Source organism: Enterococcus sp. AZ063, assembly GCF_051715045.1.
In the GTDB taxonomy this organism is placed as follows: domain Bacteria; phylum Bacillota; class Bacilli; order Lactobacillales; family Enterococcaceae; genus Enterococcus_D; species Enterococcus_D casseliflavus.
Genome location: NZ_JBIOTA010000001.1, coordinates 1699091 through 1721752, shown reverse-complemented (window position 1 = coordinate 1721752; position 22662 = coordinate 1699091). Strand labels below are relative to the sequence as shown.

At 42.5% G+C, this 22662-nt stretch carries 20 protein-coding genes; 2 read left to right on the top strand and 18 right to left on the bottom strand.

Features of this window, described 5'->3' with window-relative positions:
* Nucleotides 1-77: 77 nt before the first annotated feature.
* The 18 genes from IGK61_RS07880 to IGK61_RS07795 all read right to left on the bottom strand — a co-directional run bounded on the left by IGK61_RS07880 (nucleotide 78) and on the right by IGK61_RS07795 (nucleotide 20783).
* Nucleotides 78-449 carry a VOC family protein gene (locus IGK61_RS07880; protein WP_015509625.1) on the bottom strand — a complete coding sequence of 124 codons (372 nt, stop codon included), beginning with the start codon at nucleotides 447-449 and terminating at the stop codon, nucleotides 78-80.
* Nucleotides 450-471: 22 nt separating this feature from the next.
* Complete coding sequence (locus tag IGK61_RS07875; RefSeq protein WP_074535967.1) at nucleotides 472-885, bottom strand: DUF1149 family protein; 414 nt, start codon at nucleotides 883-885, stop codon at nucleotides 472-474.
* Nucleotides 886-977: 92 nt separating this feature from the next.
* The gene (locus IGK61_RS07870; protein WP_438844783.1) at nucleotides 978-2030 is read right to left on the bottom strand and encodes a SepM family pheromone-processing serine protease; all 1053 of its coding nucleotides are present in this window, start codon (nucleotides 2028-2030) and stop codon (nucleotides 978-980) included.
* Nucleotides 2020-2514, bottom strand: a complete 495-nt coding sequence (gene coaD, locus IGK61_RS07865) for a pantetheine-phosphate adenylyltransferase (RefSeq protein WP_005231326.1) — start codon at nucleotides 2512-2514, stop codon at nucleotides 2020-2022. The genes IGK61_RS07870 and coaD overlap by 11 nt, the downstream gene beginning before the upstream one ends.
* A 1-nt stretch (nucleotide 2515) precedes the next feature.
* A complete protein-coding gene (rsmD, locus tag IGK61_RS07860; RefSeq protein WP_074535969.1) occupies nucleotides 2516-3070 on the bottom strand; it encodes a 16S rRNA (guanine(966)-N(2))-methyltransferase RsmD in 555 nt (184 codons plus the stop codon).
* A 100-nt stretch (nucleotides 3071-3170) separates the two neighbouring features.
* Complete coding sequence (locus IGK61_RS07855) at nucleotides 3171-3515, bottom strand: YlbG family protein (RefSeq protein WP_005225986.1); 345 nt, start codon at nucleotides 3513-3515, stop codon at nucleotides 3171-3173.
* On the bottom strand, nucleotides 3502-3930 hold the full coding sequence (locus IGK61_RS07850) for a YlbF family regulator (protein WP_074535971.1): 429 nt from the start codon (nucleotides 3928-3930) through the stop codon (nucleotides 3502-3504). Before IGK61_RS07850 ends, IGK61_RS07855 begins: the two co-directional genes overlap by 14 nt.
* Nucleotides 3917-5047, bottom strand: a complete 1131-nt coding sequence (locus IGK61_RS07845) for a CAP-associated domain-containing protein (protein ID WP_015509623.1) — start codon at nucleotides 5045-5047, stop codon at nucleotides 3917-3919. The genes IGK61_RS07850 and IGK61_RS07845 overlap by 14 nt, the downstream gene beginning before the upstream one ends.
* A 15-nt stretch (nucleotides 5048-5062) precedes the next feature.
* The gene (locus IGK61_RS07840) at nucleotides 5063-8491 is read right to left on the bottom strand and encodes a pyruvate carboxylase (protein WP_074535973.1); all 3429 of its coding nucleotides are present in this window, start codon (nucleotides 8489-8491) and stop codon (nucleotides 5063-5065) included.
* Nucleotides 8492-8513: 22 nt separating this feature from the next.
* Complete coding sequence (locus IGK61_RS07835; protein WP_074535975.1) at nucleotides 8514-9677, bottom strand: FtsW/RodA/SpoVE family cell cycle protein; 1164 nt, start codon at nucleotides 9675-9677, stop codon at nucleotides 8514-8516.
* Between the two features lie 2 nt (nucleotides 9678-9679).
* Complete coding sequence (locus IGK61_RS07830) at nucleotides 9680-9979, bottom strand: YlaN family protein (RefSeq protein ID WP_010748186.1); 300 nt, start codon at nucleotides 9977-9979, stop codon at nucleotides 9680-9682.
* A gap of 370 nt (nucleotides 9980-10349) precedes the next feature.
* Nucleotides 10350-11384, bottom strand: coding sequence for a diacylglycerol kinase (locus tag IGK61_RS07825; protein WP_005225980.1), 1035 nt, complete (start codon nucleotides 11382-11384; stop codon nucleotides 10350-10352).
* A 10-nt stretch (nucleotides 11385-11394) separates the two neighbouring features.
* Nucleotides 11395-12825 (bottom strand): Asp-tRNA(Asn)/Glu-tRNA(Gln) amidotransferase subunit GatB, encoded by a 1431-nt coding sequence (gene gatB / locus IGK61_RS07820; protein ID WP_074535977.1) that lies wholly within the window; start codon nucleotides 12823-12825, stop codon nucleotides 11395-11397.
* Nucleotides 12822-14294, bottom strand: coding sequence for an Asp-tRNA(Asn)/Glu-tRNA(Gln) amidotransferase subunit GatA (gene gatA, locus IGK61_RS07815; RefSeq protein WP_438844782.1), 1473 nt, complete (start codon nucleotides 14292-14294; stop codon nucleotides 12822-12824). The genes gatB and gatA overlap by 4 nt, the downstream gene beginning before the upstream one ends.
* Complete coding sequence (gene gatC, locus IGK61_RS07810) at nucleotides 14294-14599, bottom strand: Asp-tRNA(Asn)/Glu-tRNA(Gln) amidotransferase subunit GatC (RefSeq protein ID WP_005225977.1); 306 nt, start codon at nucleotides 14597-14599, stop codon at nucleotides 14294-14296. Before gatC ends, gatA begins: the two co-directional genes overlap by 1 nt.
* 215 nt (nucleotides 14600-14814) lie before the next feature.
* Complete coding sequence (gene ligA, locus IGK61_RS07805) at nucleotides 14815-16845, bottom strand: NAD-dependent DNA ligase LigA (protein ID WP_438844781.1); 2031 nt, start codon at nucleotides 16843-16845, stop codon at nucleotides 14815-14817.
* A gap of 13 nt (nucleotides 16846-16858) precedes the next feature.
* Nucleotides 16859-19102 carry a DNA helicase PcrA gene (gene pcrA / locus IGK61_RS07800; protein WP_074535980.1) on the bottom strand — a complete coding sequence of 748 codons (2244 nt, stop codon included), beginning with the start codon at nucleotides 19100-19102 and terminating at the stop codon, nucleotides 16859-16861.
* A gap of 214 nt (nucleotides 19103-19316) precedes the next feature.
* A complete protein-coding gene (locus IGK61_RS07795) occupies nucleotides 19317-20783 on the bottom strand; it encodes an alpha-amylase (protein WP_074535981.1) in 1467 nt (488 codons plus the stop codon).
* Nucleotides 20784-20988: 205 nt separating this feature from the next.
* On the opposite strand from IGK61_RS07795, the gene IGK61_RS07790 reads away from it, so the two are divergent.
* On the top strand, nucleotides 20989-21744 hold the full coding sequence (locus tag IGK61_RS07790; protein WP_074535983.1) for a DeoR/GlpR family DNA-binding transcription regulator: 756 nt from the start codon (nucleotides 20989-20991) through the stop codon (nucleotides 21742-21744).
* Nucleotides 21741-22658, top strand: coding sequence for a 1-phosphofructokinase (gene pfkB, locus IGK61_RS07785; protein WP_015509619.1), 918 nt, complete (start codon nucleotides 21741-21743; stop codon nucleotides 22656-22658). Before IGK61_RS07790 ends, pfkB begins: the two co-directional genes overlap by 4 nt.
* Nucleotides 22659-22662: the final 4 nt, after the last annotated feature.

The following is a 22662-nucleotide window of genomic DNA, read 5'->3' as shown; positions in this document are numbered from 1 at the left end:
CAACCATTTGTCCTGAACAGTACGACAACATAAAGTCGGGTTCAAAAGGACGAATGATTGGTTACGATCGACAAAAGCTATTTTCCTGATACAGCAAAATAATTGCCATCCGGATCGGCAAAATTGAAAACCAGTTGTTCTTCCATCTGAATCAATTCACCCACTTCTGCTTCCATCTCTAAAAGCTTCTTATAAAGTATCGTAATATCTTCTGCAAAAAACATGATCGATGGGGAATTCAAAGCGACTTCAGGTGAATGTGTTTCGATAAACTCACGGTCATATAAGACAAAATGTGCCTCCGCCTCTTTTGATGGCGCGATTTCAACGACGGATGTTCCATCAACGGTTTGTTGTTCAATGATCACAAACCCTAGTTCTTGCCAAAACTCAACTGCTTTCGTCACATCGTCAACGTATAGCATCACTTGCATTTGATTGGAAAACAATGGGCATCCCTCCTATTTCTCGTTATTCGTCTGCTTCCTTCGCTTCTTGCGCAGCGTTCGAATTGGTATTAAAGTTCAATTGTAAACCTGGTTTGTCGGTCACGATCTCTGTCACTTCATAAGTCAAGCGTTTGACGATATCAAACAAGGGCTCAACCAAGCGATCTGTTTCGGCTTTCGTCAAATCCTCTCCAGAATTGACTTTGCGATTCAAAATATGATTGACTTGTCCGACACGTCCTGACAAAACGTAATCAGGGAACACCAATTGGAATTCTAAGCGGGCACCAATAATACTGTTTTCTTCCATATATTCTTCATCTTTGACTTTTAACGGCGCAAAGCCGACATTCAATTTTGTTTCCATTTCTTTGTCTTTCGGTTTCATATCAAAATGATATGCTTCAACGATCGGTTGTTGTCTTTTTAATTCCACTAGATTCACACTCCTTATCTAAAAGTATAGCATAACCTTTTCTTTGAGCCTACTGTATTCTTTAGACAATAAAAAAAACGGCAAGTGCCGTTTTAATTTGCTTCTTTTAGTGTTGCTAGGTAGTCCAATGCATCTTGGACATTGGCGATCGGAACGATTTTCATGTCTGTGTCTAACTTCTTCGCTGCTGCCACTGCCTCTTCGTAATTCGTTTTAATGGAAGGATCTATTTCACGCTCTTCATCAGTGATTTCATCGTCCGGAGCAAAAAAGATTTCTGCTCCACTTTCGCTGGCACTCGCTACTTTTTTGTCAATCCCACCGATTCGACCAACCGTCCCATCAGCTGAGATCGTTCCGGTTCCAGCAATATTATGGCCTTTACGCAAGTTATCTCCAGTTAGCTGTTCATAGATTTCAAGGGTGAACATCAACCCAGCTGAAGGCCCACCGATATTGCCAGAATCGATCACGATCTCTTCATCAGAAGTGATCTCTGTATGATCGACGAGTGAGATACCGATACCTGCTTTTTGATTGCTTTCCAGTTCAATTAATTTGCCTGTTGCTTCTTTTTCTTCACCATCTTGCAAGTAAGTTACGGTGATCTCATCACCAATGGTTTGACTTTGTACATAGTCGATAAAGTCTTGGTTACTTTTAAATTCTTTGCCATTGACAGCGGTGACGGTATCTCCAACGGATATTTTCCCCGCAAAGCTGGAATTTGGATCGATCCCCATGACATAGACCCCTTTATAGGTCATTTCATAAGGCAAGTCTGCCAGCTTTAATGCTTGCTCAATCGCACTATTTTGCGAGGATTCCATATAATAGCGCTGGATGCGATTGTACTCCTCATCTGTCGCACCGCCTAAAAGTTCTTCCTCACTGATCAAGTCTTGAAATTCATTGAATTTCGTTCCAATCGCCGTAAACACGGTAGCCTGTCGAATCCCGACACTGGTTAAAGAAAAGGAGCCGGCTGAGGTGTCTTCTTTTTGATTGACGGTAATCAATTCTTTTAAATCGATCGTTGCACCAGGTTGCTCGATATAATAAGGAATCGGCAAAAAGGCACAGGCTGCGATGATCAGCGCTAAAACAAACAGGAGAACATATTTGATCGTTGATTTAAGATTCATTGGTATCACGCTTCTTTACTATAGCATCGTAGATATTTTGTGGTAAATATTCCGCAACATCGCCGTTAAAGGTTAAGATTTCTTTCAACAAACTGGAGCTGATGAAACTATGCTTTGCATCTGCTAAAAGAAAGACGGTCTCCAGGGAAGGTTCTAAGTGATGATTCATTTCCATGATGTCCCGCTCATACTCATAATCTTTCACACTGCGAATGCCTCTAAGCAGAAACTGGGCGCCTAGTTTTTTCGCGATCGTGACCGTCAGCTCCGTTTCTTGCGCCAGAATCTTGACGTTTGGAATATGAGCGAGGGCTTCTTCAATTAGATGAACTTTTTCTTCACTTGTAAAAAAACTTTTTTTATTGGTATTTGTAAAAACACCCACGATCAGCTCATCAAAAAGCGTTGCGCCTCGCTCAATCAGATCCACATGACCTGACGTCAGCGGATCAAAACTTCCTGGAAATAAAGCAATCTTTTTCATGTTATCCCTCATTTCTATAGATCGTCACCGCAGATATGCCATAGGTTTGGGCGCGCATCAAATGCAAAGAACCAATCTTTTCTGGCAAGACGATGGACTTATCTGTTTCGCAAACCACATAAGCAAACGGACGAATCAATTCATCCTTAAGCATAGCTTCTAGCTGTTGCAGGATCTCTTGCTTTGCATAAGGTGGATCTAAAAATAGATAGTCAAAACTTTGTCCCTCAGCTGTAAACTGGCGTAAGGCTTGATTGGCATCCATTTTTAGTACCGTGAACTTTTCTGGTTCTTTGGTTATTGCAATATTTTCACGGATCACTTTAATAGCTGGAAAACTACGGTCGACACAAACGGCATGCTCCGCACCACGAGAGACCGCTTCGATCGCTAAGCCCCCGCTCCCACTAAACAGATCCAGTACAACTCCTCCATCTAAATATTGCCCTAACATGTTAAAGATCGCCCCTTTTACTTTGTCTGTCGTGGGGCGAGTGTTATCTCCAGCAAGACTTTTTAATCTGCGGCCACCATATTCTCCGGCTACTACACGCATGCGTTTTTCCCTCCAAGATCTTCGTAAATACAAATATAGCACTGTTTCTATAAATAGCAATAAAAAAATGGCGGTGACTCAAGGCACCCCCACTTTTCTATTACACGTTTTCTGCCAATCGAATCATCGTATTTTTTTCTTCGATATCAAACCCTTCATCTTTCACTGGATAGGCTGCTGATGTACCAATTTTTTCAGCAAAATCCATTTCGACATCTGGTCGATAGGAAGCTTCAACTTGTCGAACAAAGTGAAACTGCTCGATTTTTGTTTTTTTGCTTTCGTATTCTTCTTCGTTCAAATACATGACCACATATTTCATTTTGCGTGACACATAATGAACGAAGCCAAAACGACGCAAATTTTTTAGTTGACGTAGGCTGTAGACCCATACGATCAATCCTCGACGCTTCTGCATCGTAAAAGGCGTTTTATCCTCGTGCATGACAATTTCCTCCACAACTTGATTTTGATTGAAAAAAAGGACTTCCAGCATCCACTTTGACAGTTGGTGAAAAACACGTAGAAATCGCTACGGTCAGTTCATCCAGCAAACGCTGCAGCTGCGTTTCACTCCAGCGGTACTCGCTCACTTGCTCATTGAGATCCAGCTGTCGCTTAGCTGTGCGCATCGCACGCTTTTTCTCTTTGAAATCAGGGGCATATGCGCCGTACGCTTCAATTCTTTCAAAATCCAGCTTTTTTTCTATAAACGATCGCATCAATTCCTGAGCAACAGGATCTTGATGCATGGTTTGTTTCGCTATTTGATAGTTTCTACACGTTTCACTCGCTTTGATTGCCATCACAAGCGAATCGATTTGATCTTCAATCTCGAAAAAGGCTTCATCGTAAATCATCTGATGTACTATCCTCGGTCCCTTCTACATCTTCTTGCACTAAGACTACCATATTTGCTTCAGAAAAAGCAATTCCTATCTTTTCTGATTGTTCATGGGTCAAACGCTCAGTAAATCTTGGGTTACTGAACCAAGATAAAATAGTAAAGGTTGGATCATAGACAGGCGCTTCAAAAATCGAAGCTGAAGCCTCTAACTCCTTCGCTGCTAATAACTCCTGCCACTCATCGTTCGTCAAAACAAAATTACTCGTTTTTTCCGAAGAAAGAGCACGTTGATAGGAATGGATGCGTTGAGAGGTCAAATGATCCGATAGATTATTCGTCAAATCTGCTAAAAGTCCGACCGCATCTTGATGCGTCTGGGTATCTTGTACAAAGCTTTCCAAACCGATTTGATTACGAAGCTTATCAATAATGACAAAGGCTAACGTCTCTTTTTCAAGATCAGCTTGTGCTTGGTCAATCGTTTGTGAAACTTGAAACAGCGGTCGTTCTCCTTCCGTCAAGGGATAGGGCGCTAACTTAAGCAGGGTCGTCTGATCCAAGTAAGTGATCGCCTGCAGTTGAGCCGTCTCTTGATCAAAGAATAAAACAGCAAATGTCCCATTATCAAACGCTACTAAGGGTCGGTAGTTCATATCTTCTTCCATCAATTCAAAACTGATGGTGCGATCATTTTGTGTCAAGGTGAAATTTGGATAAATCATGGTCAGCTCAGTCAAGTCAGTCAAGGTCATGCCCATCGCAAAGGGCGCTAGGGAAGATCCCCCGGCGCCGATCACTTTGATTGCCTGCACACTCTCACCATCAGTATTGATCTCAACATATTGCTGATCGTCTAATTGATTGTAGACCCGAATTTCAAACTCGTAGCCCGAGCGATACGTTTGAACTGGAAGCCCATAGATTTCTTCAAAATCAGAAACGGGCTCCCCAATCAATTCAGCTAACCCTTGAGCTGCGATTGGTTCGTAATTCATGGTCGTTGGTGCTTTGATTGGGTTCTCGATCGTCATTCTTGAATCTGAAGCGTTTTGCATGAATACTGGCTGCAAATACACGATTATCAGGGCTAGGACAAATAAGCCGCAAAATAATAATCCCCTTCGCTTCATCTGCTGATCGACTCCTTATTTTTCTTTGACTTCAATCAGAAGATCTCCTGACTGGATTGGTTCCCCATCGGTTACGTAAACATGCTCAACTACACCAGAGAAGCGAGCTTCGACGGAAGTTTCCATCTTCATCGCTTCAGTGACCATCAACGTCTGTCCACGTGCCACTCGATCACCTTTTTTGACTAATACTTCTAAAACTGAACCACTCATAGACGCACCGATTTGTTCTTTGTTCGTTGGCTCTGCTTTGCGTTTTGTTTGAACAGAGCTGATGATCGAACTATCTTTCACAACGATTTCTCGTCGTTGACCGTTCAAGTTAAAGAAGAGGGTCCGATTGCCTTCGATATCTGGTTCACCGATTTCATCGAGACGAATGATCAAAATTTTGCCTTTTTCTAATTCGACATTGATCGTTTCGCCTAAGCGCATACCATTAAAGAAGGTTGGTGTATCAAGGACTTTTACATCGGCAAACTGCTCATACGCTTTTCGATAATCAAGGAAAACTTGCGGATACATCAAGTAGCTCAAAACTTCTTCGTGTTTTGGTTCATAGCCGATTTTTTCAGCTAGTTCTTGTTTCACTTCGGCAAAATTAACTGGCTTGGCAAAGGTTCCTGGACGTTCCGTAAAGGCTGGGCGTCCTTTTAAGATAATGCGTTGCAATTCTTTCGGGAAACCACCGACTGGCTGACCTAACTCGCCTTGGAAGAAGGTGATCACTGATTCTGGGAAACTCAATGTATCGCCTTTTTCAAAAATATCTTTTTCTGACAAGCCATTTTGTACCATGAAGAGCGCCATATCGCCCACGACTTTCGAAGAAGGTGTCACTTTCACGATGTCTCCAAACATCATATTGACTTCATGATACATTTCTTTGATTTCATCCCATTTTTCGCCTAAACCAACGGCTTTGGCTTGCTGCTGGAGATTGGTATATTGTCCTCCTGGCATCTCATGCTTGTACACTTCCGTTTGAGGGGCGTTCAAGCCATTTTCAAAGGAATGGTAGTACATGCGGACATCTTCCCAATAGTGATTCAATTGTTGGATATTATCCACATTGATCTCTGGGCAACGCTCGCCGTTTAAAAGAGCATAATACAAACTACTCATACTTGGCTGACTCGTTGCGCCACTGATAGCTGACATAGCGACATCCACGATATCAACGCCAGCTTTGGTAGCTGCTGAGTAAGTAATAATCCCATTCCCGCTAGTATCATGGGTGTGCAGATGGATCGGTACATCGATCGTATCTTTTAACTCACTGATCAAACGATAAGCCGCTTGCGGTTTTAATAATCCAGCCATATCCTTGATAGCAATAATATGGGCACCAAGATTCTGCAATTCTTTTGCCATGTCTTTGTAATATTGTACCGAATATTTTTGGCGGGATGGATCATTGATATCCCCTGTATAACAAATCGTCGCTTCTGCAATTTTGCCCGTATCGCGAACGGCTTGGATACTTTTCTCCATTTGTGGGACCCAATTCAAACTATCAAAGATTCGGAATACATCGATTCCTTGTGCCGCAGATTCTTTGATGAATTCTTCCAAAACATTGTCTGGATAATTGGAATACCCGACAGCGTTGGAGCCTCTAAACAACATTTGTAAGAGTGTATTCGGCATTTTTTTCCGGAACATCCGCAATCTTTCCCATGGATCTTCTGTTAAGAAACGGTACGCAACGTCAAAGGTTGCCCCACCCCACATTTCACTTGAGAACAATTGTGGTAGGCCAGCTTCCGTCGTCGCGGCAATTTTCTTAAAGTCATGGGTTCTTACACGAGTTGCCAACAAACTTTGATGGGCATCTCGGAAGGTTGTATCCGTCAGTAAGACATTCTTTTGTTGACCGATCCATTCAACGACACCCTCGGCACCTTTCGTATCTAAAATATTTTTGGCGCTGACAAAATCAGGCGTTGCTTGGATGTGTTGTGGCATCCGTGGTTCATTGTAGAAAGGTTTCTTTTGTTTTTCGATTCCCGGGAATCCATTAATCGTGATTTCACCGATATACTTCATGGTTTTGTTTCCACGGTCACGAATCCGAGGGAAATTGAATAGTTCTGGCGTATTGTCGATAAAGGTGGTTTTGGCTTCCCCTGAACGAAAGGCTGGATGAGAAACAACATTACGCATAAAGAGAATGTTTGTTTTCACACCACGTACTCGGAATTCTTTCAGACAGCGCATCATTTTTTGAATTGCTTGGTCGAACGAAGCAGCATGCGTACAGACTTTTACAAGTAGCGAGTCGAAATAAGGGGTTACCACTGCACCGGCATAAGCATTTCCGACATCTAAACGAACCCCAAACCCACCTGGAGAGCGGTAGGTATCGATCTTACCAGTATCTGGCATAAAATTATTCGCTGGATCTTCTGTCGTCACGCGACATTGGATCGCAACACCCTCAAAGCGAATGTCTTTTTGTTCAGGAATTCCGATTTCTTTATGCAAGTCTTTGCCTTGTGCAATCAAAATTTGTGTCGTCACGATGTCTAAATTGGTGATCATTTCAGTGATCGTATGTTCCACTTGGACCCGTGGGTTTACTTCGATAAAGTAGAATTTGTCGCCCTCTACTAAGAATTCCACGGTTCCAGCATTGATATACCCGACATGCTTCATTAGTTGAACGGCTGCTTGGCATATTTTTTCCCGTTGTTCATCAGTCATTGACACACAAGGTGCCACCTCGACTACTTTTTGGTGGCGGCGCTGAACCGAGCAATCACGTTCAAATAAGTGAACGACGTTTCCGTGCGTATCTCCTAAAATTTGGACTTCAATATGTTTTGGATTACTAATGTATTTTTCAACGTAGACTTCATCGCTACCAAATGCCGCTTTGGCTTCACTTTTGGCACGTTCGTAGCCGTCTCTTGCTTCTTTTTCATCATGAGCGACACGCATGCCTCGCCCACCGCCCCCAAGGGCTGCTTTGATCATGATTGGATAATCATGTTCGTTTGCAAATGCTAAAACGTCATCGATCGATGCAACTGGACCGTCAGAGCCAGGAATTGATTGAATCCCTGCCTCGATCGCTGCTGCTTTTGCTTTGATCTTGTCGCCAAAAATATCTAAATGATGGGTGGATGGTCCGATGAAAATCAAACCTTCTTCTTCACAGCGCTGAGCAAATCCCAGATTTTCTGATAAAAAGCCGTATCCAGGATGGATTCCTTCGGCACCGGCCTTTTTCGCCGTGCGAATGATATCTTCAATGTCTAAATACGCATCGATCGGACGTTTGCCTTTCCCCACTAAATACGCTTCGTCTGCTTTAAAGCGATGGACGGAGTATTCATCCTCCGCAGCATAAATACCGACTGTTTTGATTCCTAACTCCGCACATGCGCGGAAGACACGGATCGCGATTTCTCCACGATTGGCAACAAGAATTTTCTTCATCTAATCCACTCCATTCAATTGATCAATAATTCAAATAATATTGTTTCCTCTTTTCTTCGGCACTGATATTTAACACAAAACCGATACAAATCGATAGCATCAGTAAGCTTGATCCACCTTGACTTAGAAATGGGAAAGTGATTCCCGTCAATGGGATCAAACCAGTGATTCCACCTAAGTTGATAAAAATCTGAGACATAAATAATGTCCCTATACCTATACACATCATGGAATTAAAGGGATCTCTTGAACGGATACCGACAAGAAAGATCCGTCCCACCATATAGAACAAAACACCTAAAATGATGATCGATGGGATCAGCCCTAATTCTTCCATAACGATCGAAAATATATAATCGGTGTGCGCTTCGTTTAAGAAGCCACGTTTTTGGATACTATTTCCAAGCCCGCGCCCGAACAGCCCACCGTTGAACATTGCGTAATACCCATTGACCATTTGATGACCTGTATTGTATTCATCAGCAAACGGGTTCAAAAAGGATGAAAAGCGACTATAAACATAAGCTGGTAAAAGCTTACCGCCAGTTAGATTCACAAATAGGACAATCAACATACTCCCAACGATACCTGCCAACCCCAATATCAAAGTGTACAAGTAATTCAATCCACTAGATAATAAAACGACAAAAGCCAGTAGCATGACGATCACAGCATTCCCTAAGTCGGGATAAAAGGCCATAATCCCTGTGTAGACGAAAACGATTCCGATTGGACGCCAAACCGTTTTCCAAAACTCTTGTTGGATGCCTTTTTGACGATAAGATAGCGTCACCGATAAAAACCAAATCACAATAAATTTCAAGTACTCAGCTGGTTGAATAGAAAAGCCCGCAATCGTTAACCAACCATGGGCCCCGTTTCTTCTTGGGAAAAAGAAGGCAGCGATCAATAAAAACAAGATGACGATCATAGCGATCTGGACAAATTTTTTATTCCGAAAAACATCCGTTTTCATTTTATACATGACAGTGATCGCTACTAGACTCAACAACCAGAAAATCGCTTGATTGATGACGTAAGAAGCAGCTGTGGTCGGTTGTGTGGCGGTCATCGCAACGTAAGATGTGGAACTATAAACCATCATCAAGCCCGTGACACACATAACAATATATGGTAATAAAATACTATAATCTAATAAATGTCTTTTCTTTACTTTCTCTGGCAAGTTTATGCCTCCTTGCCGATGTCAGGTGTCCGCTGGTCCTCGTAGACCTCGCTATACAATTGGTTCAAATCTTTTTCAAGATCCGCCATCAATTGCTGCCCTGTTTGATTATCAACGATCCCCAAGCGGATCGCAAATGCCACTTGTCGTGATAGACCATACATCTGGGTATCAACCACTTCTTCAAATGCTTTGCATTGTGCGATACATAAACTATTTTCTTGGTTTCGGATCAGCTTTTTGATTCGTTCTGCGTCATCTCTCAGCAGATCAAGCGCTTTTGTAGAATCGATTTGCTCCATTCCGGTCCCCCCATTTCTTCGTTTCACCATTATAGCATATTCTTATTCGCTTTTGCATCCATAGATTGGATAGAAATACGGAAATAACGAACTTTAATGAGCATATATTCGAAAAGTTCGCTTTTTGATGATTATCATTCGTGTTTTGGAAATTTTATTCGTTTTATTTATATGATCCGCGCCCGATCTCGTGAAACAAAGGTAAATCGTGAAACACTTTATAAAAAACGTCCTTTACTAAAATTTAAGAAAAGCTATTCTATCAAGTATTCGAAAAAAAATCGGTGCCTGCTTTTCCACAATTACGTTTTAAAAAAAGAACAGGTCCAAAAGTCCCTGTTCTTTCAACTCGCATGAAAAGAAAAATCGTTTACTTTGTTTCGTCGCCGATCTTGCCATCCCCATTGATGTCCTCATCGGAAAGACGTTCGACTTCTTTAATAAACCCTTCGCTCATCTCTTGATAATTTTGCTCACCAACGACCGCATCGTCAGGGATTTGATCGACATTTGCAAAAAACTCAATATGATTGTGTAGGTTTTCAAAGCGCATAGGAGCATCTCCGCCGTATTCGCCATCAAGGTTGATCATTAAACGATTGACCTGTTCTGGTGCGTCTACTTCAAGAAAAGATGTTTTCGTATAAATCAGACGACGATCGTTGATGTGTTTTCCACCATTCATCATTAAAGCAACTAAGTGGACGATCTCAAAAATATTGGCCGTTTTGACAATGATCAACGAAAATTTCCCATCGTCAAGCTTTGCATCAGGCGCAATCTGTTCAAAACCCCCCACTGAATTCGTCAGCCCTAAAAAGAACATCGACGCTCCGCCAATGTATTCTCCGTCTTCATACTTTAGATGCATTTTGATTGGTTTGACACGAGGCAGTAATTCCGCTCCTTTTGCTAGATAAGCTAAGTAGCCAAAAACACTTTTCAGTTCAGAAGGAACATCGTAGGTCAATTCCGTTAAGTGCCCACCAGCAGCAATGTTGATAAAATACATGTTGGGTGTTTTTCCGACATCCATTTTCACTGTCTGCTGCTTCAAAATCACTTCCGCAGCTGCTTTGATATCCGTACGGGGAATCTTTAGTGCTCGTGCGTAGTCATTGGTCGTGCCTCCAGGAATGATCGCCATTTTTGGTCGCTTTTCTAAAGGAGCGATCCCATTGACGACTTCATTGATCGTGCCATCCCCACCGGCAGCTACCACCAAATCAAAACCAGCTTCGCCGGCTCTTCTTGCTTCATCACGAGCGGAAAATGGCGCAGCGGTCGTGGCAAATGCACTCGCCTCATAACCGCCAGTTTCCAAAACATCTAAAATATCTGCTAAGTTTTTTCGAATCAATTCTTTCCCAGATGTCGGGTTGTAGATTACTCTTGCTCTTTTCATCGCTTGCCTCTTATCGCTTTGCTAGTTCTTCTTGCAACAGCTTGTTCACAACACCTGGATTCGCTTGTCCTTTGGTTGCTTTCATGATTTGACCAACTAAGAAACCGACTGCGCGGTCTTTTCCGTTTTTGAAGTCATCGACGGATTGTTGGTTGTTATCTAATACTTCATTGATCATTGGTAGTAATTGCGCAGGATCTGATAATTGGATCAATCCCTTGGCTTTTACGACTTCTTCAGCGTCGCCGCCGTTTGTGATCAACTCTTTGAAGACTTTTTTCGCAATCTTCGAACTGATCGTGCCATCGGCGATCAAACGAATCATTCCCGCTAAATTGTCTGGGGTTAATTTCGTTTCTGGCAGTTCCAATTTCTCGCTGTTCAGATACGCTGAAACTTCACCCATCAACCAGTTAGATGCTTGTTTAGGATCAGTACCAGCATCGATGGTTTTTTCAAAGAAATCGGACATTTCTTTTGATAAAGTCAAGACCATTGCATCATATTCTGGTAAGCCCAATTCAGAGATGTAACGGGCACGACGTTTTTGCGGCATTTCTGGCAAGCTTTGACGTACACGTTCGATCCATTCATCATCGATCACAAACCGTGGGATATCTGGTTCTGGGAAGTAACGATAATCAGAAGAACCTTCTTTGACACGCATCAATAAGGTTTTGCTGGTTGCTTCATCAAAACGTCGAGTTTCTTGTTGGATCTCGCCTCCAGAAAGCAATACTTTGGCTTGGCGTTTTTCTTCAAATGCCAACCCTTTTTTCACGAAGGACATAGAGTTTAAGTTTTTCAGTTCTGTTTTTGTTCCGAATTGTTCTTGGCCGTAAGGTCGCAACGAAATATTCGCATCACAACGCATGGAACCTTCTTCCATCTTCACATCGGATACTTCTGTAAACAAGATGATTGAACGCAACGCTTCTAGATACGCATATGCTTCTTCTGGTGAACGCATATCCGCTTCGGAAACGATCTCGATCAAAGGGGTTCCTTGACGATTTAGATCAACATAAGAATAACCGCCTTTGCCGTGCATGTTTTTCCCAGCATCTTCTTCCAAATGAACTCGCTCGATGCGAATCTTTTTCTTTTTGCCTTCCACTTCGATCTCGATCCACCCATCATGACCGATCGGTTGATCGAATTGCGAAATTTGATACGCTTTTGGATTATCGGGATAGAAATAGTTTTTGCGGTCGAAATGCGTTTCTTTTGAGATTTCACAATTCAGCGCAAGCGCTGCTTTCATCCCAAATTCGATAGCTGCTTTGTTCATTACTGGTAAAACACCTGGATAGCCCCAGTCGATCACATTCGTGTTGCTATTTGGTTCAGCGCCAAAGTGAGCAGGTGCTGGAGAAAAAATCTTTGATTCTGTTTTTAATTCTACGTGGACTTCAAGCCCAATGACTGTTTCGAAGTTCATGCCTTATCCCCTCCTAAAATCACTGGTTTTTTCGTGTGGAAATCAGTTGCTTGTTCAAAGGCATAAGCCGCTTTATACATGGTTGCTTCATCAAAATGTTTCCCAATGATCTGCAAGCCGACTGGCAGTCCTTCAGAAAAACCTGCTGGGATCGACATCCCTGGCAGTCCTGCTAAGTTCACAGGAATGGTTAAAATATCATTCAAGTACATGGTGATCGGATCATTGATGTTTTCTCCAATACCAAATGCTACCGTTGGGGAAGCTGGGCCAATGATCAAGTCGTATTGGCTGAAGACCTTATCGAAATCTTGTTTAATCAACGTCCGTACTTGACCGGCTTTTTTGAAGTAGGCATCGTAGTAACCAGCACTTAGTGAAAACGTACCTAACATGATCCGGCGTTTTACTTCTTCCCCGAATCCTTCACTGCGAGAATTGACATAGACATCTTCTAGATTGCTGACATTTTCTGAACGGAAACCGTAACGAATACCGTCAAAACGTTGCAAATTAGAACTTGCTTCAGAAGAAGCGATGATATAGTAAACGGCTACCCCGTATTTTGAGTGTGGCAAGCTGACTTCTTCCACAGTCGCTCCTAACGCACGGAAAGTGTCCGCTGCTTTTAAGATTGCTTCTCGAACGCCTGCTTGGATCCCTTCACCTAAGTATTCTTTAGGCAAAGCGACTTTCATTCCTTTGATATCACCAGTCAAACCTGCTGTAAAATCAGGAACAGCAGCGCCTGCTGACGTACTATCTTTCGCATCAAACCCACTGATGGCATTTAATGCAAAGGCATTGTCTTTCACACCACGCGTCATCGGACCAATTTGATCTAAAGATGATGCAAACGCGATCAGACCAAAACGAGAAACCCGTCCGTAGGTTGGCTTCATCCCGACGATCCCATTGAAAGCTGCTGGTTGACGAATCGAACCACCCGTATCGCTACCTAATGATAGGGGGACTTGTCCAGCTGCAACGGCAGCTGCCGAGCCACCTGATGAACCACCAGGTACTTTTGTTTCGTCCCAAGCGTTTTTCGTTTTCTTAAAGAACGATGTTTCGGTACTTGCGCCCATGGCAAATTCATCCATATTTAACTTACCAACTGGAATCATGTCCGCTTGGTAAACTTTGTCCATAACGGTCGCATCGTAAATTGGATCAAAATTACCTAAGATTTTTGAAGCAGCTGTTGTCCGCAAATCTTTGGTAACGATGTTGTCTTTGATTCCAATTGGAATTCCCGCCAACACATTGCTTTCAGTGATACCTTTTTGATCGATGGCTTGTGCCAATTCCTGCGCTTTTTCTTCATTCAACGCTAGAAACGCATCGACTTTCAGCTCTGTTTCTTTAATGCGAGCAAAGGTTTCGCTCGTTAAGTCTGTTGCAGTAATTTCCTTTGACACTAATAAGCTGTGTAATTCTTCTAAGCTTTTTTTATATAATTCAGTCATTAGGCACCCGCCTCCCCATTATCAATGATTGCAGGCACTTTGATAAAGCCTTCTTCGGATTCTGGAACATTTTTCATTAATTCATCACGGTCCCAGCCGCCGGTCGTTACATCTTCACGCATCACGTTAATCGTTTCTGCGACATTCGATGTGAATGGTACTCCTGTGGTGTCCACTTCTTCAAGTGTTTCAACCATATCAATAATTTTCCCTAGCTGAGAGGTAAACTCATGTAATTCATCGTCTGAGAATGAAAGTTTTGCTAGTTTGGCAACGTGTTTGACTTGTTCTTCGCTGATCGCCATAAAATCCTCCTCTTTCTCGTATCCGTAATCTACGTTTACGTTTTTCCAATGTATTGTATCATTTTTTTAACAAATCATGAAATAGAATTTGAAAATTATCAAATATAATTGCAAATAAAAGCAGAAATCATTTCTTTCCTCGTAGTGCAGGGAAGAAATGATTTCAATTAGACAAGAAAAAACAACTGCTTCTCGTCTGTGACAATGCTTAAAGGTTATTGATCTGCCGAATGACTGCCTTCGATCGCAGCCACCATTTGAGCTTCATCCCAAACGGTGACACCTAGGGATTGTGCTTTGGTCAGTTTGCTGCCTGCCTCTTCCCCAGCAACAACGATATCGGTCTTTTTCGATACACTCCCTGTTACCTTCCCACCGAGATTTTCAATTCGTTCCTTGGCTTCTTCACGAGTGAAGTGACTTAATTTTCCTGTTAAAACGACGGTTTTCTCTTTAAATGGTGATTCGACGTCTTCCAACTGTTCATTTCTAAGCCCCAAATAAGCAAAGTTGACACCCGCTCTTTCAAGTTCATCTAACAGGTCGTGAACTTCTTGATTGTCAAAATACGTGACGACACTTTCAGCAATCGTTGCGCCGATAGCTTCTAGCGAAATGATTTCTTCTTCCTTGGCTTTGCTGAGCGCCCGCAGATCACCGAAATGTTCTGCTAAAATCCGAGCCGCTTTCGCACCGACATGACGGATGCCTAGCCCAAAAATCAAACGTTCAACCGAATTTCCTTTACTTTGATGAATCGCCCGCAACAGGTTATTGGCTGATTTCTCTTTGATTTTATCAAGGGTCAACAATTGTTCTTCTGTTAAAAAGTACAAGTCGGCCACATCTTTAACTAAGGATTTATCGAACATTTGCTCTAAAACACGGGGCCCTAAACCGTCAATGTTCATAGCATTCCGTGAAACGAAATGGCTGAGTCCTTCTTTGATCTGTGCTGGACACTTTGGATTGATACAACGCAAGGCAACTTCTTCATCTAAATGGATCAGCTCACTCCCACATTCGGGACAATGTGTAGGCGATTCAAAGGGTTGACTTGCTTCTGTTCGTTTTTCTTCCAAGACTTTCGCAACCTCTGGAATAATGTCCCCCGCCTTATAGATGATGACCGAATCGCCAATGCGGATGTCTTTCATTTTAATGAAATCTACATTATGGAGACTGGCACGGCTGACCGTCGTTCCAGCAACACGAACAGGGGTCATAACAGCGGTCGGTGTCACAACACCCGTCCGTCCCACGGTCCATTCGATCGTTTCGATCACTGTTTCCGCTTCTTCCGGTGGAAACTTATATGCTGCCGCCCATCGGGGTGCTTTTACGGTAAAGCCTAGCGCATCTTGATCTTTGAAATTATTGACTTTGATGACTACGCCGTCAATCTCATAGGGAAGCTCACTGCGCTTGTCATGAAACTTTTCGATATATGCCCAAACCTCATCGATGGTGTGACACACTCTGCGTTCGTGATTTGTACGAAAGCCTAATTTATCCAGTTCATTCAATGCTGAAAATTGATCATTGGCTTCAATTGGTCCAAAGTCAGCTAGTGTGTACAAGAAGGTGCTTAAGTTTCTTTGGGCTGCGATCCGTGTGTCTAATTGTCGCAAGCTTCCAGCCGCTGCGTTTCTAGGATTGGCAAAAACTTCCGCCCCTTCTTCTTCTCGCTGTTGATTCAATTTCAAAAACGAAGCCTTTGGCATATAGCATTCGCCACGAACTTCCAACGAGATCGGTTCTTTTAATTTCAGTGGAATCGATTTGACGGTCTTTAGGTTTTCTGTAATGTTTTCACCTACCGTACCATCTCCTCGAGTTGCTCCACGAACAAAGCGCCCTTCTTCATATTTCAAGGAAATTGACAATCCATCGATCTTTAACTCGCAGACATAATCTACCGCTTTCCCCAGTGCTTTTTGAACACGGGCATCAAAAGCCACGATTCCTTCTTTGTCAAAGACATCGTTCAGGCTATACAGCGGAATATCATGCGTGACCTTTTCAAAGCCAGGTAAAATGATACCGCCTACTCGTTGGGTGGGTGAGTCTTCGGTTACTAGCTGCGGATAATTTGTTTCAATTTCAACCAGTTCTGCATATAGCTGATCATAGAGATAATCTTCCACGGAAGGCTGATCTTTTACATAGTATTCGTAAGCATACTGATTTAATTGTGTGCGCAGCTCTTCTGCTCGTGATTGGATTTCTTTTGAAGGGACATCCATCCTAATATCCTCCTTATTTTTCAACTTTTTCAATCGGCGCAAAGGCCGCCAACAATCGTTTGACGCCTTGTTGTGGGAACGCCACATCTAATTCAACATCTTGCGCGCTGCCAGTCGTCCGAACGACCGTACCGATTCCCCATTTTTTATGTTGAACTTTCTCGCCTACTTGCCAAGTATTACCAGCTGCAGAAGTCTGTTGTTTAGAAGCGACGGTCGTTTGACGCGGTTGTGTATAGCTCGGTTTGAAAACTTTTGGTTGAAACGGTGCAGCAGCTTTCGGCTGTGAACGCTCGCCTAATGATTGCAGCAGATCTTGTTCGATCTCTTCGATAAACCGAGACGGACGATTGTATTGGGTCCGACCGTATAATGTTCTGGAAAAAGCGTTGGTCATAAAGAGCTCTTCCTCGGCACGAGTGATTCCCACGTAAGCAAGGCGCCGTTCTTCTTCGAGCTCGCTTTCTTCCATTAAGGCACGAGAAAGCGGGAAGATATTTTCTTCCAACCCAATCAAAAATACCACTGGAAACTCTAGTCCTTTTGCAGCATGCAAGGTCATCAACGTCACTTGACTACTTTCTTCTTCATAACTATCGACGTCTGACAATAAAGCTAAGTCATTTAAGAAAACACTCAACTTCTCATCTGGTGCATCTGCATCGTCTTCGTTTTGCGCCTCAAATCGTTTATCGAATTCTTGGGTAACCGATAAAAATTCTTCCAGGTTTTCAAGTCTAGCTTGTGCTTCTAAATTATTCTGGTTGACTAACTCTTGACGATAACCCGTTTTTTCTAATATTTCTTTGGTCAGTTCGGTTACTGATAGGTAAGGAACCATTTGGGCGAAGCCATCCATCATCATCCCAAAGCTTCCTAATTCTTTGCCGGCCTTTCCAGAAATATTCGCCAACTCGACATTCATGGCTGCTTCTAGCAATGACCACTCATGAAGATTCGCAAAATCTCGTAGTTTTTCGACGGATGTCGCACCGATCCCACGTTTTGGTACATTGATGATTCGTTCCAAGCTGATGGAATCACGAGGATTGGCGATCGCGGATAGATAAGCCAAAATATCACGGATTTCTTTGCGGTCATAGAACTTTCTGCCGCCGACCATCGTATAAGGAACGTTGGCTTTTAAAAGCATTTCTTCAATGATCCGTGACTGGGCATTGGTCCGATACAAAATCGCAAAATCACCGAATTTACGGTTCTTTTCTGCAATTTGTTTCTGCATTTCACTGACGATAAATCGCGCTTCATCTCGTTCACTATCCCCGCGATAATAAGTGATCTTTTCCCCATCACGATTTTCTGTCCACAGATTTTTATCTGGACGGTTGCGGTTATTTTTGATTACTTGGTTTGCCGCATTTAAAATTGTTTGCGTTGAACGATAGTTTTGCTCTAACAAAATCGTTGCGGCATCTGGATAGTCCTTTTCAAAGTCTAAAATATTTTGCATGTTGGCACCACGCCAACCATAAATACTTTGGTCCGCATCCCCAACAACACAAAGATTTCGAAAACGAGCGGCCAATAAATTGACCAGCGTGTATTGGGCGTGGTTGGTATCTTGGTATTCATCGACATGGATATAGTGGAATTTCCGTTGATAAAATTGCAGCGCATCTTCATTGTCTTGGAAGAGGCGGATCGTATTCATGATTAAATCATCAAAGTCCATGCATTGATTGTTGCGCAGCTCTTTTTGATATTTTTCATAGCAACGACCTACGATCTGCTCAAATAGACTACCTTCCATGGCTTGGTAAGCTTCAGGTGTCAACAGCTCGTTCTTTGCATGAGAGATCGTTCCCAAAATAGAACGAGGATCATATTTTTTGGGATCGATATTCAATTCTTTTAATACCCGTTTCATCAGTGTATTTTGCTCAGAAGAGTCAATGATGGTAAAATTCTTCGAATAGCCGATACGATCAACGTCCCTGCGCAAGATTCTGACACACATCGAGTGGAAGGTTGAAACCCAAACGTCTTCTCCACCCGATCCTAATAGTTGACTGACCCGTTCCTTCATTTCACGTGCCGCTTTATTGGTAAATGTGATGGCTAAAATATTCCATGGATTCACATTTTTTTCTTCTATTAAATAGGCGATTCGATGGGTTAGGACACGGGTCTTCCCGCTTCCTGCACCTGCCATCAGCAGCAACGGCCCTTCCGTATGCATAACGGCTTCTTTTTGCCGTGGATTCATGCGTTTAAGTAATTCACTTTTGGATGACATGCTTTTAAACATCCTTTCTTTCTCAATCTTCTCAATTATAGCATTATCCGTGAATGGGGAAAACCGAACGCTTTGAAAACTTTTAATTAAAAGCGCTTTGATTTTAGTACTCACGAAGCCATCAGTTTTGAAAGAAAAAAGTCAGTCTATTGTTTGTTTACATAATAAAAAGGCTGTAAACTCACAGCCTTTTTATTATGTCTATTGCAAGAGATCAGCTAAAGTATTTCTCTACTAGCTTTTCATTCACATAGATTGACACTTGGCCATCATTTACCGGGAAAAGTCCTTTTCCGGTATCATCTAAAACAACTTTCGCTTCATTATTTCTCAATATATCTACGAATGTCTCTCCACCATGGATCGCGCTGATGGTCATTTCTTTTTCCGCACCTTGAGCATTGGTCATCACGACCGCCAATCCAGAAAGTTCGTGTTCATAATCCCCCGTTAATACCCAACCAATACAATTAGAATCATCAAAATAGTCCACTTGATTCCCAAATGCAAGCTTCTCCCGAAGTTTCAGCATATGGACCAGCGCATCCCCGACAGGGGCGATTTCTTGCGCGGGAATCCCAAATAAATCCCCCCAGAAAACTACTGGTACGCCAGCTTTACGTAAAAGGATCAATGAATAGGCATGGACTTTGAACCATCCGTCTATCCAAGATTGTAAACTTTGCCCAACCTGCGTGTCATGATTATCCACAAAAGTCACTGCATAATCTTCGCGAGCGGCGGTCAACGTACCTGCAAAAATTTGGCTCATATCGTATTCGCCATTTGAGTGAGATGCTTCATATAAATTGTAGTGCAATGGCACATCAAATAAATAAATCAAATTTCCTGAAGAATCTAAATACTCTTCTAATTTTGGCAGATCCCCTGACCAATATTCTCCGACAACAAATAGTGGTTTGCCTTTTTCCTCACGTCGGTTTAAGATCCAATCCGCGTAATAGTTGAACTCAATGTGTTTGACCGCATCTAGTCGATACCCGTCAACGCCGGTCAGTTCTTGGTACCACTGGCCCCATTTATTGAGTTGTTCCACTGTTTCGGGATTTTCCATGTCCAAATCACAGCCCATTAAATAGTCGTAATTACCCATCTCATCATCCACTTGGTTTTCCCAGCCCTTATCAGCGAAGTTAAAAATCCCGTGGTCTTTGTTGCGGTCATCATAATCGACACCAGAAAAATTATGCCACGTCCAAACGTAATCATTGTACGTCCCCTGACGTCCTGGGAAAGTGAACTTGGTCCAAGCTTCGATTTCTTCCTCATCACTGATCGGTTCATTACGGTTTTCGGTATTGTATTTAACCGCTGGAACGACTTCTTTTTCATCGGCACCAATCAAGTGATTGAAAACGATGTCGGCATAAACCTCTATTCCTTGTTCTTGCAGTGCTTTGATGGCTTCTAGGTATTCATCCTTTGTCCCATATTTTGTTGGCACCGACCCCTTTTGATCGAATTCGCCTAGATCATAATAATCATAGACACCATAGCCAACGTCTTCGGACCCAGCTGTCCCTTTATAGGCAGGCGGCAGCCAAATTGCGGTAAATCCATACTCTTTGATTTCTTTACTCATTTCTTTCAATTTGTTCCAGTGCTGGCTATCTGCCGGCAGGTCCCATTCGAACCCTTGTAAAATGACTTTGTTATTCATTTATTTATCCCCCCTTACTTCAATTAAGCCAAATAATAGTAAAAATTGTCAAATATAAGGATAGCTACTAAATCAAAATGACGGTTATCATGACCGTTTATGACCGAATACATTTATTCACGCTTTCGTTTTGAATGTTTTTTACTGTTTATGATTGATTTTGAACGAATCATATGGTATCATGGCAGGTGAAGAGGTGATGAAAATGCTTACAGAGGAGCGTCATCAAGCGATTTTGGCACGATTGGAACAAGAAGAGATCGTCAAGGTCAGTGAACTGATTCAACTGTTGGATGCTTCAGAATCAACGATCCGTCGAGACCTGCAAGAGTTGGAAGACAAAGGATTTTTAGTCAGAATTCACGGTGGAGCCAAGAAAAGTCAGCAATTAGGCTTCGAACCAAACATGTCAGAAAAAACGGCGAAGTTTCAAACGGAAAAGCAAAAGATAGCAAGAGCAGCTGCCCAGACGATCAAAAATGGTGAAGTCATTTACTTAGATGCTGGAACAACGACCCTCGAAATGATTCCTTTCCTATCGGCTATCACAGGCCTTAAGGTGGTCACAAACTCCGTCAAACACGCTTCCCTATTGATCGATCACGGGATCGACACCATGATTTTAGGGGGAACCATTAAGATATCGACGAACGCTGTGTTAGGGATCAATGCTGGTGAACAACTGCGAAAACTACGCTTTAATCGTTGCTTTATGGGCATGAACGGGGCTCATTCTGAGGGTGGATTCACAACACCTGATCCTGAAGAAGCCCTGATCAAGCAGATCGCTTTAGAGCACAGTCAACAAGCCTATGTCTTGCTAGACCATTCCAAATTTCAGCAAACGACTTTTGCTCAAGTTGCCTTTATCGAAGGTGCGACGATCATCACCGATTATTGCCCAAAAAACTATTTAGCGAAATTCAGAGCAAAAACAACCATTATGGAGGTAATACAATGATTTACACAGTAACACTCAATCCATCGATCGACTTTATCGTCCATGTCGATCATTTGGAAATCGGCGCCCTTAATCGAATGAAACAAGACTTTAAACTACCTGGCGGCAAAGGAATCAATGTCTCACGGATTTTGAAACGCATCGGCATCGCCTCGACTGCCCTTGGTTTCGTTGGCGGATTTACTGGTCGTTTTATTGAAGAGTGGCTGACCAAAGAGGAAATCAACAGCAACTTTACCCAAGTCGCTGCGGACACACGAATCAATATCAAACTAAAATCCGGCGAAGAAACAGAAATCAACGGTCTTGGTCCAGTCATTCGCCAGCAAGAAATTGCTGAATTAAAACACCAGTTAGCCACTCTTTCTGCCGAAGACATCGTCATCCTTTCAGGAAGTAAACCAGCTGGTCTTCCAACCGACTTTTATAAAGAATTGATCAAAATCGTTAAAGAAGCGGGTGCGGAATTTGTCATTGATACGACCGGCGCGGAACTTTTTGATGCTTTATCCGATCAGCCTTTGCTGATCAAACCAAATAATCATGAATTAGCCGAACTTTATGAAACTTCTTTTTCAACAATCGAAGATATTTTGCCTTATGGTCAAAGAATGCTAAAGGATGGCGCTAAAAATGTCATTGTCTCTCTAGGCGGCGATGGCGCCCTGCTCTTTACTGGCAATGAGATCTATCGATCCAATGTGTTGAAACGGCCATTGAAAAATTCAGTTGGCGCTGGAGATTCCATGATTGCTGGATTCATTGGGCGTTATGCAAAGACCAAAGATGTGGTTGAAGCATTCAAATGGGGAGTCGCTTGTGGCAGTGCCACTGCGTTTTCAGATGATTTAGCTGAGGCGTCATTTATCGAAGAATTACTACCGGAAGTCATAATTGAACAAGTGAATCTATAGGAGG

Coding starts and splice junctions, on each gene's coding strand:
- IGK61_RS07870 (WP_438844783.1), bottom strand. CDS start 2,030: ATGAATCTTAAATCAACGATCAAATATGTTCTCCTGTTTGTTTTAGCG.
- coaD (WP_005231326.1), bottom strand. CDS start 2,514: ATGAAAAAGATTGCTTTATTTCCAGGAAGTTTTGATCCGCTGACGTCA.
- rsmD (WP_074535969.1), bottom strand. CDS start 3,070: ATGCGTGTAGTAGCCGGAGAATATGGTGGCCGCAGATTAAAAAGTCTT.
- IGK61_RS07855 (WP_005225986.1), bottom strand. CDS start 3,515: ATGCACGAGGATAAAACGCCTTTTACGATGCAGAAGCGTCGAGGATTG.
- IGK61_RS07850 (WP_074535971.1), bottom strand. CDS start 3,930: ATGATTTACGATGAAGCCTTTTTCGAGATTGAAGATCAAATCGATTCG.
- IGK61_RS07845 (WP_015509623.1), bottom strand. CDS start 5,047: ATGAAGCGAAGGGGATTATTATTTTGCGGCTTATTTGTCCTAGCCCTG.
- IGK61_RS07840 (WP_074535973.1), bottom strand. CDS start 8,491: ATGAAGAAAATTCTTGTTGCCAATCGTGGAGAAATCGCGATCCGTGTC.
- IGK61_RS07830 (WP_010748186.1), bottom strand. CDS start 9,979: ATGGAGCAAATCGATTCTACAAAAGCGCTTGATCTGCTGAGAGATGAC.
- IGK61_RS07825 (WP_005225980.1), bottom strand. CDS start 11,384: ATGAAAAGAGCAAGAGTAATCTACAACCCGACATCTGGGAAAGAATTG.
- gatB (WP_074535977.1), bottom strand. CDS start 12,825: ATGAACTTCGAAACAGTCATTGGGCTTGAAGTCCACGTAGAATTAAAA.
- gatA (WP_438844782.1), bottom strand. CDS start 14,294: ATGACTGAATTATATAAAAAAAGCTTAGAAGAATTACACAGCTTATTA.
- gatC (WP_005225977.1), bottom strand. CDS start 14,599: ATGGCGATCAGCGAAGAACAAGTCAAACACGTTGCCAAACTAGCAAAA.
- ligA (WP_438844781.1), bottom strand. CDS start 16,845: ATGGATGTCCCTTCAAAAGAAATCCAATCACGAGCAGAAGAGCTGCGC.
- pcrA (WP_074535980.1), bottom strand. CDS start 19,102: ATGTCATCCAAAAGTGAATTACTTAAACGCATGAATCCACGGCAAAAA.
- IGK61_RS07795 (WP_074535981.1), bottom strand. CDS start 20,783: ATGAATAACAAAGTCATTTTACAAGGGTTCGAATGGGACCTGCCGGCA.
- IGK61_RS07790 (WP_074535983.1), top strand. CDS start 20,989: ATGCTTACAGAGGAGCGTCATCAAGCGATTTTGGCACGATTGGAACAA.
- pfkB (WP_015509619.1), top strand. CDS start 21,741: ATGATTTACACAGTAACACTCAATCCATCGATCGACTTTATCGTCCAT.